This window comes from Leptolyngbya sp. FACHB-321 (assembly GCF_014695975.1).
GTDB lineage: Bacteria > Cyanobacteriota > Cyanobacteriia > Leptolyngbyales > Leptolyngbyaceae > Stenomitos.
Genome location: NZ_JACJPI010000058.1, coordinates 37,824 through 51,865 on the forward strand (window position 1 = coordinate 37,824; position 14,042 = coordinate 51,865).

Here is a 14,042-nt window from a genome sequence, read left to right on the forward strand (position 1 = left end):
AGGCAATTAGGATAGAAACGGCACCTCTGGAACCTCTTTGAATGCGCGACTTCTTTAAAAACACCCTGGCAACCGTACTGGGCTTATTAATTTTTCTAGGTTTAAGCGTTAGTGGTCTTCTAGTCCTGGTTATTGCGATCGCCGCACGTGATACTGAACCTCAGGTGAAAGATAAGTCGGTGTTAGTGTTTGATCTGGGCACTAATATCACGGATGCAAAGCGCAGTTCTAGCACTAGCCAAGCATTAGGAAACGCTCTCTCAGGTAATCCAGCCGACGAAACGATTAGCCTCCGCGCTGTTCTAGATGCCATTAATGAGGCAACCCGCGATGCCAAAATTGTTGGTATCTACCTTTATGGGAACGAAGACAGCACTAGCGGCACTGGGTTTGCCACTCTTAAAGAGGTGCGAGAGGCTTTGCAGCGTTTTCGAGCCTCTGGCAAAAAAATTATTGCGTATGACGTTTCCTGGGCGGAAAGAGAGTACTACCTGGGTTCCGTTGCCAATACGATCGTGCTCAACCCCGTTGGTTCCTTTGACTTCAATGGCTTGAGTTCCGAAACGATGTTTTACGCTGGCGCACTCAAAAAGTTTGGTATTGGCGTTCAGGTAACGCGGGTCGGCAAGTATAAAGCAGCCGTAGAGCCATTTTTGCTTACTAAGCGCAGTCCCGAAAATCGTGCACAGACGCAGCAACTGCTCAACGATTTGTGGGGTGAGTTTTTAACTGCCGCAGGCAAAGACCGCAAACTTAGCGTGCAACAGCTACAAAAAATTGCAGACAGTCGGGGCATTTTGATGGCAAACGAAGCCTTGAAAAGCCGACTGGTAGACAAGCTGGCATATACGGATGAAGTTATTGCCGACTTGAAAAAGCTAGCAGGAAGCGATGAGAAAACCAAGTCGTTCCGTCAAGTGAATCTAGCAACCTACGCCAAAATTGCTGAAACGAAGATTGATCGAGGCGGTAAGCAGCAGATTGCTGTTGTCTATGCCGAGGGTGATATCGTTAGTGGTCAAGGTGGCGTTGGGAGTGTGGGTGGCGATCGCCTTGCAAGACAACTCCGCCAAATCCGCCAGGATGACGATGTAAAAGCAGTTGTGCTGCGGGTCAATAGTCCTGGTGGCAGCGCTACGGCTTCAGAGGTGATTCAGCGAGAAGTGGTACTCACACGCAAAGCTAAACCACTGGTCGTCTCAATGGGGTCGATCGCAGCATCGGGTGGCTACTGGATTTCAACCTACAGCGATCGCATTTTTGCCGAACCCAATACTATTACAGGCTCCATCGGTGTGTTTGGTATCCAGCCCAATTTTCAGGCGATCGCCAACGCTAATGGCATCACGTGGGATGCGGTCAAAACTGGACGCTACGCGGATAGCCAAACCACTTCCCGTCCCAAAAATCCGCAAGAACTGGCAATCATTCAGCGATCAGTTGACCAAATCTATGACCAGTTCCTTACAAAAGTTGCTGATTCTCGTAAATTAACCAAAGCTAAAGTTGCCGAAATTGCTCAAGGACGCGTGTGGTCTGGGCTAAAAGCCAAACAGCTTGGCTTGGTAGACGAACTAGGCGGCATAGACGCAGCCATACGCGATGCTGCTAAACGCGCTAATTTAGGCGATAACTGGCAAATCGAAGAATACCCCAAGACACGTGGGTTTGCAGAACGCTTGTTTGAGCAATTAGGCAATGACGCTGCGGCTAAGTTCGGTCAGAGCGGCACGACTCCTGATCCACTCACTGTCCAAGTGACAAAGCTTCAGTCCGATTTAACTGCACTCCAGTCAATGAACGACCCCTTGGGCGTGTATGTACGCCTGCCGTTTAATTTTAGAATTGACTAGACTGACGGCGCCAAACTACCGACGATCGCCATCCGCTAGCGCAATTAAGCGCGATCGCAGCGACACAACACTGCTGCGTAGAATAATTTGCGTCAACTCTAGGATTGATACGCTAAACTAGGCAAGAGCGCTACGAGGACTCATCGCAGTGCCTCCTAGCTTCGTGAAGTTTTAACTTCGTGAGAAGTGGGTTACGCCCACTTTTTTTATTGGTACTTATGGCTCATCCGCTCATTCCACAGGTCATTGATCTAGCACAGCCCCTGGCAGATGCCCTCGGTTTGCAAGTCGTTGGGGCAGTGTTTCACACTAACCAACAGCCGCCAGTGTTGCGAGTTGACATTCGTAACCTTGAGCGCGATACAAACTTGGAAGATTGTGAACAGATGAGCCGCGCTCTGGAATCAACGCTTGATACAACAGAGATTCTGCCGGATGCTTATGTGCTGGAAGTTTCTAGCCCTGGCATCTCACGTTTGTTGACGACCGATCGCGAGTTTATCTCCTTCAAAGGTTTTGCCATCATTGTGACGACAGTTGAGCCGTACGCTGGGCAAACAACATGGACGGGTCAACTTATTCGTCGTGATGAAGATGCCGTCCACCTCAATCAAAAAGGACGGGCGATCGCCATTCCGCGCCCACTGGTAAAAACAGTGCAATTAGACGAACGGCGATAACTCAAGCAAAGACGGCAGTTTTTAAGGGGTAGCAACTCCAGTCCTCCCATTCCCCTTCATTCCCCCACATTTACGGAGACTTTCCCAATGTCAATGGTCACTCTAACTGGACTCAGAGACATGATTGATGGCATCAGCCGGGAGCGAAACCTGCCCAAGCTGGCAGTGCAGGCTGCATTGCGAGAGGCGTTGCTCAAGGGCTACGAACGCTATCGCCGTACTCAACGGCTCGATAATCCCAATTTCGATGAAGAGTACTTCGCTAACTTCGAGATCGAATTGGATGTCGAAGAAGAAGGCTTCCGGGTGCTGGCTGCAAAAACGATCGTTGAAGAAGTAGATAATCCCGACCACCAAATTGCCCTTGAAGAAGTGCAGGAAGTGGCGGCTGAGGCACAACCAGGCGATACCGTGGTGCTAGATGTCACTCCTGACAAAGATGACTTTGGGCGTATGGCTGCGATTCAAACGAAGCAAGTACTTGCCCAAAAACTGCGCGATCAGCAACGCAAGCTGGTACAAGAAGAATTTCAAGATCTCGAAGGCACGGTCTTGCAGGCACGGGTGCTGCGGTTTGAGCGACAATCTGTCATCATGGCGGTCAACAGCAGCTTTGGACAACCAGAAGTCGAAGCAGAACTGCTGAAGCGGGATCAGCTCCCCAACGACAATTACCGAGCAAATGCAACCTTCAAGGTCTACTTAAAAAAAGTATCAGAAGGTGCTCACCGGGGACCGCAACTGTTGGTATCAAGAGCAGACGCAGGCCTGGTCGTTTATCTCTTCGCTAACGAAGTCCCTGAAATCGAAGACGAAATTGTTCGTATTGTTGCTGTTGCCCGCGAAGCAAATCCCCCGTCTCGTTTTGTGGGTCCGCGTACCAAGATTGCGGTGGATACGTTAGAGCGAGATGTCGATCCGGTTGGTGCTTGCATTGGCGCAAGAGGGTCGCGGATTCAAGTTGTAGTGAACGAGCTACGTGGCGAAAAAATTGACGTTATTCGCTGGTCGCCTGATCCCGCTACGTATATTTCTAATGCATTGAGTCCAGCACGAGTGGATGAAGTGCGGCTAGTTGATCCAGAAGGGCGGCAAACGCATGTGCTGGTGCCGGATGACCAACTAAGTCTGGCGATCGGCAAAGAAGGTCAAAACGTACGTTTAGCAGCCCGTCTTACAGGTTGGAAAATTGACATCAAGGACTCAGCAAAGTACGACTACGAAGCCGAGAACGAGAAGATTGCCGCCGCCTTGGAAACCCGTCGTCAGCTCTATCCGCTTGATGAAGATTATGAGGAATACGAAGACGAAGAGCAGGACGCGATCGATACTGAGTATGTAGCCCCTGAAATTGCAGTTAATCGCTCTGATGACGATCAAGAAGCAGGTGCGGCAGCCGACGGCTCTGGTGTCGAGTCCGACGATGCACTTAAGCGCCCCTAAACGATTATGTGATGGAGCCAAATTACCGTTGTTGTATCAGTTGTCGTAAAATTGCCACAAAGCAAGCCTTTTGGCGCATTGTCCGAGTAGCTCCGTCTCAAGCCGACTCGCCTCCATACGTGCAGCTAGACAGTGGAATGGGGCGATCAGCATACCTTTGCCCACAAACAACCTGTCTTCAACTGGCGCAGAAAAAAAATCGTCTGGGTCGGGCGCTTAAAGCAGCCGTAGCGGATGAATTGTTTCAGGCCCTCTGGCAGCGGCTTGCTAACAGTAGTGAGGCAACTCAGCATGAGGTGAACCAGACAAATTTGCCAGACTAGCAAAACTAGATTAGCGAAGCAGCCATCTCAACAGCCTAAAGACTGACGAAATAGCTTGATCCCCATCTGCCCATAGTTAACACTCTGCAAAAAAGAGGCGATTTTGCTTAACTATTGCACGCAAAAGGGCAGGTATTGGCTAGACTAATAGCGTTAGTTTTGGCTCCTAAGGTGGTAACTCACACTGTGATTCGGTGCAGTCTACATAGCAATCTGGTAGGCAGCACTACGAGCTTCTGCTAAAGAAGCTCTAAACCTAGGTGGCACATCATTTATTGGATACCCTCTAGCCGCGCTGCCCTACTTGAGAGTCACATTGAGAGTCACAAGTTAAACTTTACTGTCTCCTCAAAAGGAACTTTCTAATGGTCTGAGAAAGGACGGTAACCCAGGTAATGCTTAACCGCCGTTTTCTACTTCCCAAGGTTGCAGGTAGTGCCTCTGCTCCACTCTCATACCAACTTATTCTGTATAGATAAAAATCTATGCTTTAGCCAAGAAGCTTATTCTGGAGCTATGCTTTGCGGCGGATTTGTCAAAGGTAGGTTAGTGTGAGAAGAGTGAATGTTTGGATTGGGGGTTAATTTTGATAGAAATCGGAACGTGAAATTGGGACAGTACCACCATATTCATGCAAGATTAGGAGAGAGAACTCTGTGTAAATCGTGGGCATTGCCCATGTAGCTCTGGGACTGTTGTAATGAGAAGCTAGAGCAACCCCGATCGGAATCAGTAGGTCTTTTGTTCCCAGTGTGGAAACGAGTTCAATTTGAATCCAATGTCGTTTTAGTCAAAGCAGCAGGCAATTATGTGAAAACAGGATAGGTAGCGAGGGCAGAGTGGATGAATAATGGCAAGGTCAGAATTTACGAGTTATCAAGGGAATTGAATTTGGACAATAAGGATTTATTAGCCGTTTGCGAACAGTTGAGTATTTCAGTAAAAAGCCATAGCAGCACCATTACTGATTCTGAAGCTGAGTTAATTCGTACGGCTGCCGAGAAATATACTGCCAATCGTCCCTCTCCTGCTAAGTCTGCCCCATCTCGTAACGGGGCTAACTCTCAGGCGGCAGAGGCAAAGGCGAAAGCAGCCGCTCCAGTGCAGAAGAAGCAGCAAATTCTTGAAATTCGCAAGCCAATCATTCGCCAAGCGCCCAGCCCGGAACCACCTCAACAACCGAGTCCGAGCGCTCCTCAACCAGTGGCGATCGATCCGCCTGCAATGCCCGCTAACCCAGCGCCACCCAGACCATCAGGACCGAGCCGTCCAGCCCATCCTGCTACGGCGAACGCTCCAGCAATCGATGCAGCGATCCGTCCTGAACCCGCTATACCTTCATCAGAGCCTCTGACTAATGAGTCTGTTGATGACTTAGATGACTCTAGTACTGAGTTAGAAAGCAATACTAAGTTGGAAAGTGTTCAAGAAGCGCCTCTAGCACCTTCAGAAGCTCCAATAGAGGCTACTCCTGCTGTTGCTAGCAGTTCTTCCAACATTAGTCAGCCTGAATTGTCGGGTCCACCTGCACGCCCCGCTCCGCCCAGTGCCTCGATCAATGCACAACGGGTCAATTTGACCAATCGACCCCTTCTGAAGCGTGCGCGATCGGAGCAGGTACCTCAGACAGTCAATGAATCTGTAGAGCCTGCAGGACGTACAGATAGTGCTGTTGACTCGCCACCAAGGGTGCCCAGACCTGCTGCTCCTGTTAATCGGGCTCCTGGTCCTGTAAGACCGACTGATCCTCGTTCAGCTCCTAAGCCACAGACGATCGTTGAGTTGCGTCGTCCACCTCGCCCTGTTCGCCCCGGCGAAGGCTCTGTCGAAAGTTCGCGACCTACCGAAGGTGTAGTGCTGCGAGTCAACCGACCGAATGCACCTTCGGCTAGTGCTCCAACCGCTCCTGGTGCAACGGCGTCTCCAGATGCACTATTGCAAGCGAGACCAACGCTACCACGTGCTAAAAAAGCTAAGAGCTGGCAGGAGGAAGAGGAGGAAGGACGCGAAGCTGAAAAAGCCGCTAAGGTGGCTGGCAAGACAAAGCGCCGTACTCAAGTTTCGGTAGAGGATGAAGACGAAGATATCGACAGCCTTCTGAACAAAGACGGTGATGCAGCCGCGCCGGTTAGCTTGTCTCTGGTCCGTCCTGCGAAGCCAAAGTCTACCCGCGTACCTCAGGTGAAAGCCCCGACAGCAGCACCCAGGGCGAAAAGAGCTTCAGGTGGTTCGCGCGATCGACGCGATCGACGTGAACAGGAAGTCAAGGTTGAAAAGCCGACGACGATTGTGCTTCACGGTGGTTTGACCGTGCAAGAGCTATCTTCCATCATGTCAATCCCTGATACGGATATTATCCGTACTCTGTTTATGAAGGGGATCGCAGCAACTGTTACCCAGACTCTGGATATCGCTACTGCCACAATGGTGGCGCAAGAGTTGGGCGTTGAGGTTGAAACGGGTCAGCGAGAAGCTGAGGCGAAGAAAATCACTGAGATGATCGATGCCGATGACCTGGAAAAACTCCAGCGTCGTCCGCCTGTTGTCACTATCATGGGGCACGTTGACCACGGTAAAACAACCTTGCTTGATGCGATTCGCAAGACCAAGGTTGCTCAAGGCGAAGCGGGTGGCATTACCCAACATATTGGTGCTTACCACGTCGATGTTGAGCATGAAGGGCAGATGCAGCAGGTTGTCTTCCTTGATACGCCTGGTCACGAAGCCTTCACCGCAATGCGGGCACGGGGTGCAAGAGTTACAGATATTGCCATCCTGGTAGTGGCTGCTGACGACGGTGTGCGTCCGCAGACAATCGAAGCAATTAGCCACGCTAAAGCAGCAGAAGTGCCTATCATCGTCGCCATTAACAAGGTTGATAAGGAAGAAGCACAGCCTGACCGCGTGAAGCAAGAACTGACCGAGTACGGTTTAGTGCCCGAAGAGTGGGGCGGCGATACCGTGATGGTAGCGGTTAGTGCGATTTCGGGTGAGAACCTGGATACTCTGCTGGAGATGATCCTGCTGGTGTCTGAAGTAGAAGACCTCTATGCCAACCCCGATCGCTCTGCGAGAGGCACGGTAATTGAGGCTCATCTCGACAAAGCGAAGGGACCTGTGGCAACACTACTGATTCAAAACGGTACGCTACGGGTGGGCGATACGATCGTTGCTGGCTCTGCTCTTGGTAAAGTGCGGGCAATGGTGGACGATCGTGGGCAACGCGTTAAGCAAGCAGACCCATCCTTTGCAGTCGAGGTACTGGGTCTGGGCGATGTGCCAGCCGCTGGTGACGACTTTCAAGTCTTTGATGACGAGAAAGAAGCCCGCTCAGTTGCATCAGATAAAACAGATGAGCAACGTCAGTCTCGTCTACTACAGGCAATGTCTTCACGCCGCGTCAGCTTGAATACTCTCTCGGCACGTGCTCAAGAAGGTGAACTCAAGGAACTAAACCTGGTCTTAAAAGCAGATGTGCAGGGTTCTGTAGAAGCGCTCTTAGGTGCTCTCAAGCAGTTACCCCAAAACGAGGTACAGGTGCGCGTGTTGTATGCTGCTCCTGGTGAAATCAGTGAAACTGACGTTGACCTTGCAGCCGCTAGTGATGCCGTCATGATTGGGTTTAACACCACGTTGGCAACTGGAGCGCGTCAGGCAGCCGATCGCGCTGGCGTTGATGTGCGTGAGTACAACATCATCTACGCCCTGTTAGATGATATCCAAGCTGCGATGGAAGGGTTACTTGAACCCGAACTCATTGAAGAAGCTCTGGGTCAGGCTGAAGTACGCGCAGTCTTCCCTGTAGGACGCGGTGCAGTTGCAGGCTGTTATGTTCAATCTGGCAAGATTGTCCGTAACTGTAAGGTGCGGATTCGTCGCGGCAACGAAGTCGTTTACGAAGGCAATCTGGATTCGCTGAAGCGGATGAAGGAAGATGCCCGTGAAGTTAACTCCGGTTATGAGTGTGGTATCGGTATTGATAGCTTCAACGCTTGGAAGGAAAGCGATGTCATTGAGGCGTATCGTATGATTACTAAGCGCCGGACGCTTTCGCCAAAATAATCACTTAGCTAGGTGATGAGTCTATGAAGCAAAGTGGGGTTACTTTAGAGTGACCCCACTTTTTTGTTCGGTCGCCCCTCTCAAAAACAATGCGGTGCTGGCAGTATTGATTGCTAATTGCGCTTGTCAAAGGAGTACGTCAGGTTTAGCTGTGAAATCTCGCTAAGCCACCGAAGAGCAGCAGCCATGCCGCTACAATGAGCCAATGTATCGTGACCGGAACCCAAATAGAGCCGTTTTCTAAATAAGATATTGTGCAAACAATGCCAATCAACCCTGCGCCAATTAGAAAGGCAGGTTCTCTAAAAAAGAGCGGAGTAAACGGATGTAAGTGATACGCCATAAACCCAAACCAACTAAGTAGGCTAAAAATCCATTGCTTTGAAGTTGGAAATTCTGTTGGATGGGGCAGTAGTACAACGCGAAAACCTAATTCTTCTAGCAACGCTGGCATGAAAAACGTTCCTGTAATGACGCTAAGAATGGTTTGCCAGGACGACTGGATCTCAATTTTAAGGAAGCCTAACGTAAAACCGATCGGCAAGTAAAGAACAGCAAAAATGACGATCAGCTCAACTGCTTGTACCCAATCTTTTGCACATGGGACAGTAACAAACGCACATGTAATGCGACGAAAAAGGCTTTGCACTTAGAAGTTTACTCTAAGCAAAGAGCTGCTTGCCGGCAAGGTGACATTCTACAGTATGCCTAGCAACAGTACGAAGTTGGAAAGAATACAGCTTCCTTTGCTTGTGCAAACCAATCGGCTTTGTAAGACGAGTGGCTTATCCGACTTGAACTACTGCTCCGCAGTTCGACGGTGACTCAACTCTAGAGACTCTTACAACGGCTTGAAATAGTAGCTTAAGTCCGTGTTGTAATACAGTGAACTTCTTACCAACTGCTGCTCCTTGTCAGTGACTAAAATCACCTTTGCATATGACGAGACGCATTGGTTTAGAGTGATATATAGCAGTGGCATAACTGATAACAAACACAGGGAGCCAGTGATTAACTACAGCATTTAACTAGACAACTTCGTCCACTGTATAGGTAGGTGAGTGTATCTTTTTTGATGCTTTACAGTTATCGATTATCACGCCGATCTGGCAACCTGGAGATGTTATGGACATGACGATCGATGCGATCGATGTAAGGGTAGTACCACCTGTAGCACTTGCATATACTAAAGCTTTAACGCTACCGCACCTTGCATCAGCAGTAAGACCACGTTTCCTCGTCCTTCAGCCCAACGGATCGCTGAACCAGGCTAACAGCGGTGACTTTCAACATGGGTTAGAAAGCATACTAGAACAAGCAACAGACGGTGTGATTGTCGATTTATTATGGGTTGGCTCATTGGATGCATACGGTATTGCAGCGCTGGTCGCAGGCATTCAGCGCGCTACAGCGCTTGGTAAACAGATGCTGTTCCAAGCACTGGATGCAAAGAGCCGTCTTGCATTAGAAACCGAATGGGCACAGCAGCAAGAAAGCAGTGTTGGCGCTTGGAAACATACCTTTAGCAGCAACTTAGAGGCGTTTTTAGACAATTTTACGCACGGATAAGCGTCGCTACCTAGCTCGAGCGTTGCTCTAAGTAGCCAGGCGTAATTATTTAATTCTTTATAAGACGCATTTCGACTGAGCGCTCACGCCGAAGTCCCAATGCTCTTAGTTCTACATGTAGGCGGGTTAAGCGCAGTCGAAACCCGGTCCCTCAGTGGTAGTTAATCTTAGCCCTCCTACTTAACAGCTAGCTAAATGAGCGTCCTGACGGTAAGCCTTGCCTCAGTGGTGAAGTCTAAGGCTGACAAGCTGTGATTTATGCCCGGTGCAGTTGGTCGCTCCCTAAACATGCAGGGCAGCTCTATAAATGCCCGTACAATTTTTGGGGTTTTGACTACAACATTGATTGCGTTGGCTGATTCACCTTGAATTACGCTCTGGTTACCTTGTGGCGTAGGTTTCTAAATAATTCGACTATCCCTGTATGCACTAGCAGGCTTAGTTGCTGGCAGTTGCAGAAATGCCTCTGGCACCAAAGATCTGGCAAGGTTTGTACTATTGTAGTGATCCAACTTTTCAAGTTGCTTCATTGCTATGCTAGTCTTCTAGGCTCAACACTATTGCATCTCTTAAAAAATCCCTTGCGATCGATGCGATCGTGCTTAAGAGTTTCTACACTAGAGTCGAGGCTATTTATTTTTGTTCTGTAGTGGAAGGATTGACCGCAGAAGTTATCAAATAGTCATTGCTTAAAATGTGATCGGGGCGATCGGCAGGTGAATGTCTCAGCCTGCACTGCTAATCTTGTACACCGCAGAAAGGAAAGGAATGTCATGGGATTATTTGACCGTGTGAGTCGGGTCGTGAGAGCCAACTTGAATGATGTCGTTAGTAAGGCAGAAGACCCCGAAAAAATTCTTGAACAGACTGTCATTGATATGCAGGAGGATTTGGTGCAGCTACGGCAAGCCGTTGCCAGCGCGATCGCCAGCCAAAAGCGTAGTCAGCAGCAGTACAATCAGGCTCAAACCGAAGCAAATAACTGGCAACAACGGGCGCAGCTAGCCCTCCAAAAAGGTGATGAGAATTTGGCGCGCGAAGCTCTTGTTCGTAAGAAAACTAACAGCGAAACAGCAGCCAGCCTCAAGACTCAGCTTGATCAACAGGTGACGATGGTTGATACACTCAAGCGAAACCTAATTGCTCTAGAAGGCAAAATCTCAGAAGCAAAAACTAAGAAGGATATGCTCAAAGCGCGGGCAAGTGCTGCTAAAGCCAATGAGCAACTGCAAAACACCGTGGGTCGCTTGGGCACTGGCAGCGCAATGGGTGCTTTTGAGCGCATGGAAGACAAAGTGCTGCAAATGGAGGCTCGATCGCAAGCCTCAGCAGAACTTGCCGGTGCCGATCTGGAGAGTCAGTTTGCGTTGCTAGAATCCGGTAACGGTGTTGATGATGAACTGGCAGCAATGAAGGCGCAATTACTGGGACCAGCAACACCTCAGACACAGGCACAGCTTCCTGGTACTGCAACGGCAGCGCCAACGACCGCGCAAGCTTCAGCAACTGCCGCCGCCGATCCTGCTGTTGATGCTGAACTTGAAGATCTGAAGACAAAGCTCGATCAGTTGTAGAGTGCAATTGTAAAAAGAACGGCTAGAGGATAAAACTGTTTAACCTTTAGCCGTTCCTGTTTGTCTGGGAATGGCAAAACACGCCAGAATACGGAAGCATTATTTTGTTGACATGGTTATGGAACGGGTATGAGTAGCGTCATTACAATTTCGGACACGGAGTTTGAAGCAGAGGTTTTGCAGGCGACCCAACCCGTACTGGTGTATTTTTGGGCAAGCTGGTGTGGTCCTTGTCGTCTGATGACATCAGTAGTAAATGGGATGGCAACGACCTACGGCGATCGCCTCAAGATTGTCAAAATGGAGGTAGACCCTAACCCCGCTGCCGTTGCAACATACAAAATCGAGGGTGTCCCTGCGTTCCGGTTGTTCAAAACTGGAGAAGTCTTGGAGTCAACTGAAGGCGCAATTAGCAAGCAAAAGCTAGAGGGTTTTCTGAGTCCTCATCTTGCCTAAGGTGACAGTCAGGGCAGTGCTCCCTCATGATCTGAAAATGTCTTTAAGGACTATGAGGTCTTGCCTGCTGCGGGAACTCTGATTTCGGTTACGCTATGCGATGCATCTTGTTCAGTTGCCTAACGTTGCCCCAACTTTTTAGAGATCCTTCTACTCTTATTAGGGCTACCAGCTTAACTGGCTAACGTCAGTTGAGTCTGCTGCATTAATAGCGCACATTCCCTTAGAAATTCTCTGCAAAGGTAAACGTCAGGGCAGAGGCTATTCTGCAAACCTATCGACTTCAGGGCTAGCAGTTCAGCCGCGAACCGTTCAGCATAGAATAAGGGATAAGAGCAATATAGATTTGAACAGTGGGAGTAATGTTTGTGACGACAACTGCCGCCTCGACTGCTTCTGCGGAAACGATCGTGCTATCACCCAGTTACAATCTGCCGATCGCCATTGTATTCTTGGCTGTCCCTCTGTTTTTTGTACAGGTATGGGTGAGTGCGGCGATCGCGCTGTTTGGGTTCTTTTTACTGGTTCAAGCCGCGACGTTGCGACTTTCCTTTACTGAGACGGCATTAGACATTGAGCGGGGGCAAACGCTGATTCGCCGCTTCCCTTACCAGGATTGGCAAAACTGGCGCATTTTTTGGTCGCCTGTGCCGATTCTCTTTTACTTTAAAGAGGTCAACAGCATTCACTTTCTACCCATTCTCTTTGACCCTAAAGCGTTACGGGCTTGCCTTGACGCTCGTTGTCGTCTTTCCTAAGCGCTAGTTGTACAGTTGCTTGATAGAAGGCTCTCAGTCTTGCTGGCGACTAGTGATCAACAACTTAAAACTGCATTGCATATGAACCCAGACGAATTACCAACGACGACGGGTAGAGAGAACTACCAGCCTGAAGCCTCTGCGACCTTTGACCTTGCTAAACCAATCTTTGAGGAGACAAGCGATCGCTCAACGTTGGAGCCTCTCGGTATTCAGGAAGCGTCTGCCCAGGCACTGCTTGAAGAGGAAAAACTGCCCTTAGTAGAGCGACTTGAGGGGGCGCAGGCACAACCGTCTAACGCTTCAGCCCCACCAACGGTGACAGAGATGGAACAACGGGTCGCCGATCTCCAGCGGCGTGAACAAACCTTAAGACGAGAAATTGCCACACTACAGGCTTCGCAAGCTCGTCTTCAAGAGGAAACGGCAGCATCGCAGGCAGCTTTGGGGCGGTTGGTGCAGGAAGGATTAAAAGAACTGGAGCAACGTAAACAGGCTCTTCAGGTTAGCGTCGAGCAACTTGAGCGCCGCCAAGAACGGGTTCGCAACGAAATGCGAACGACCTTTGCTGGAGTGTCACAGGATTTGGCAATCCGAGTGCAAAGCTTTAAAGACTACCTGGTTGGTAGTCTGCAAGACTTGGCGCTTGCGGCAGAACAATTAGAGTTGCCCCAACCTGGCGCTGCTGTTAAAGCGGTTGATCGAGTTGCCGTTAAAGAATCGTCATCGCAGCAAACGACTGCACCCCAATTTGGTGAACAGAGTTTTCAAGAGCAAACGAAGAAAATTCGCAATCTGCTGGATCAGTACCGGAATCGTCCTGACTATTATGGCTCTGCGTGGCAGCTTCGACGTACCTTTGAACCCGTTCATGCTGATCGTGTTTCCAACTGGTTCTTCACTCAAGGTGGACGTGGTGCAGTGCGAACAATGGGCAGTCGCCTGCAGAATATCTTGATTGCCTCAGCGACTGTTTCGATTTTGTACACCCTGTATGGCGATCGTCTACGTACCTTAGTGCTTGCTCAATCGCCTGAACGGTTAGGTGAATGGCGACGGGGTTTACAAGATTGTCTCGGTATTACCCGTGGTGAGTTTGGTCCAGAACGTGGTGTTGGCTTATTTGAAGACCCCATGCCGCTGACCCAAAAAGCTGATCGTCTCGTGAAAGATGGACTATTGCCGCTAATCATCATTGACGAAACGGAAGATGAGATTAGTCTGTCGTTGCTACAATTTCCACTTTGGTTAGCGTTTGCGCCCAATCCTCAAGTGCCGACCTATTCGTATTAAAGTTGTTAGGTGCTTAGTTGTTAGTTATGGG

11 protein-coding genes are annotated in these 14,042 nt (G+C 49.6%); 10 read left to right on the forward strand and 1 reads right to left on the reverse strand.

Annotated features, from left to right (window positions below; translation table 11 throughout):
* The first annotated feature begins 41 nt into the window (after nucleotides 1-41).
* From sppA to infB, 5 genes are all read left to right on the forward strand, one after another.
* Nucleotides 42-1,853, forward strand: a complete 1,812-nt coding sequence (gene sppA, locus H6F76_RS10985; RefSeq protein ID WP_190508163.1) for a signal peptide peptidase SppA — start codon at nucleotides 42-44, stop codon at nucleotides 1,851-1,853.
* Nucleotides 1,854-2,071: 218 nt separating this feature from the next.
* Nucleotides 2,072-2,533, forward strand: coding sequence for a ribosome maturation factor RimP (rimP, locus tag H6F76_RS10990; RefSeq protein WP_190450282.1), 462 nt, complete (start codon nucleotides 2,072-2,074; stop codon nucleotides 2,531-2,533).
* An 87-nt stretch (nucleotides 2,534-2,620) separates the two neighbouring features.
* Entirely contained in the window at nucleotides 2,621-3,976 is a 1,356-nt protein-coding gene (nusA, locus tag H6F76_RS10995) for a transcription termination factor NusA (protein WP_190508165.1), read from the forward strand.
* 11 nt (nucleotides 3,977-3,987) lie between these two features.
* A complete protein-coding gene (locus H6F76_RS11000; RefSeq protein WP_190450280.1) occupies nucleotides 3,988-4,299 on the forward strand; it encodes a YlxR family protein in 312 nt (103 codons plus the stop codon).
* An 843-nt stretch (nucleotides 4,300-5,142) separates the two neighbouring features.
* On the forward strand, nucleotides 5,143-8,361 hold the full coding sequence (gene infB, locus H6F76_RS11005) for a translation initiation factor IF-2 (protein WP_190508167.1): 3,219 nt from the start codon (nucleotides 5,143-5,145) through the stop codon (nucleotides 8,359-8,361).
* Between the two features lie 145 nt (nucleotides 8,362-8,506).
* Here infB and H6F76_RS30440 read toward each other — a convergent pair whose 3' ends face one another.
* Nucleotides 8,507-9,010, reverse strand: coding sequence for a CPBP family glutamic-type intramembrane protease (locus tag H6F76_RS30440; protein WP_190508169.1), 504 nt, complete (start codon nucleotides 9,008-9,010; stop codon nucleotides 8,507-8,509).
* Nucleotides 9,011-9,486: 476 nt separating this feature from the next.
* Between H6F76_RS30440 and H6F76_RS11015 the strand changes: the two genes are divergently transcribed.
* The 5 genes from H6F76_RS11015 to H6F76_RS11035 all read left to right on the forward strand — a co-directional run bounded on the left by H6F76_RS11015 (nucleotide 9,487) and on the right by H6F76_RS11035 (nucleotide 14,011).
* The gene (locus H6F76_RS11015) at nucleotides 9,487-9,930 is read left to right on the forward strand and encodes an STAS domain-containing protein (RefSeq protein ID WP_190508171.1); all 444 of its coding nucleotides are present in this window, start codon (nucleotides 9,487-9,489) and stop codon (nucleotides 9,928-9,930) included.
* A 773-nt stretch (nucleotides 9,931-10,703) separates the two neighbouring features.
* Nucleotides 10,704-11,504 (forward strand): PspA/IM30 family protein, encoded by an 801-nt coding sequence (locus H6F76_RS11020; RefSeq protein ID WP_190450276.1) that lies wholly within the window; start codon nucleotides 10,704-10,706, stop codon nucleotides 11,502-11,504.
* Nucleotides 11,505-11,633: 129 nt separating this feature from the next.
* The gene (locus tag H6F76_RS11025) at nucleotides 11,634-11,960 is read left to right on the forward strand and encodes a thioredoxin family protein (RefSeq protein WP_190450275.1); all 327 of its coding nucleotides are present in this window, start codon (nucleotides 11,634-11,636) and stop codon (nucleotides 11,958-11,960) included.
* A gap of 362 nt (nucleotides 11,961-12,322) precedes the next feature.
* Nucleotides 12,323-12,718 (forward strand): DUF3119 family protein, encoded by a 396-nt coding sequence (locus H6F76_RS11030; RefSeq protein ID WP_190508173.1) that lies wholly within the window; start codon nucleotides 12,323-12,325, stop codon nucleotides 12,716-12,718.
* Between the two features lie 327 nt (nucleotides 12,719-13,045).
* Complete coding sequence (locus tag H6F76_RS11035) at nucleotides 13,046-14,011, forward strand: DUF3086 domain-containing protein (protein ID WP_199322076.1); 966 nt, start codon at nucleotides 13,046-13,048, stop codon at nucleotides 14,009-14,011.
* Nucleotides 14,012-14,042: the final 31 nt, after the last annotated feature.

Coding starts and splice junctions, on each gene's coding strand:
- H6F76_RS11015 (WP_190508171.1), top strand. CDS start 9,487: ATGGACATGACGATCGATGCGATCGATGTAAGGGTAGTACCACCTGTA.
- H6F76_RS11025 (WP_190450275.1), top strand. CDS start 11,634: ATGAGTAGCGTCATTACAATTTCGGACACGGAGTTTGAAGCAGAGGTT.
- H6F76_RS11030 (WP_190508173.1), top strand. CDS start 12,323: ATGTTTGTGACGACAACTGCCGCCTCGACTGCTTCTGCGGAAACGATC.
- sppA (WP_190508163.1), top strand. CDS start 42: ATGCGCGACTTCTTTAAAAACACCCTGGCAACCGTACTGGGCTTATTA.
- infB (WP_190508167.1), top strand. CDS start 5,143: ATGAATAATGGCAAGGTCAGAATTTACGAGTTATCAAGGGAATTGAAT.
- H6F76_RS11035 (WP_199322076.1), top strand. CDS start 13,046: ATGGAACAACGGGTCGCCGATCTCCAGCGGCGTGAACAAACCTTAAGA.
- rimP (WP_190450282.1), top strand. CDS start 2,072: ATGGCTCATCCGCTCATTCCACAGGTCATTGATCTAGCACAGCCCCTG.
- H6F76_RS11020 (WP_190450276.1), top strand. CDS start 10,704: ATGGGATTATTTGACCGTGTGAGTCGGGTCGTGAGAGCCAACTTGAAT.
- H6F76_RS11000 (WP_190450280.1), top strand. CDS start 3,988: ATGGAGCCAAATTACCGTTGTTGTATCAGTTGTCGTAAAATTGCCACA.
- nusA (WP_190508165.1), top strand. CDS start 2,621: ATGTCAATGGTCACTCTAACTGGACTCAGAGACATGATTGATGGCATC.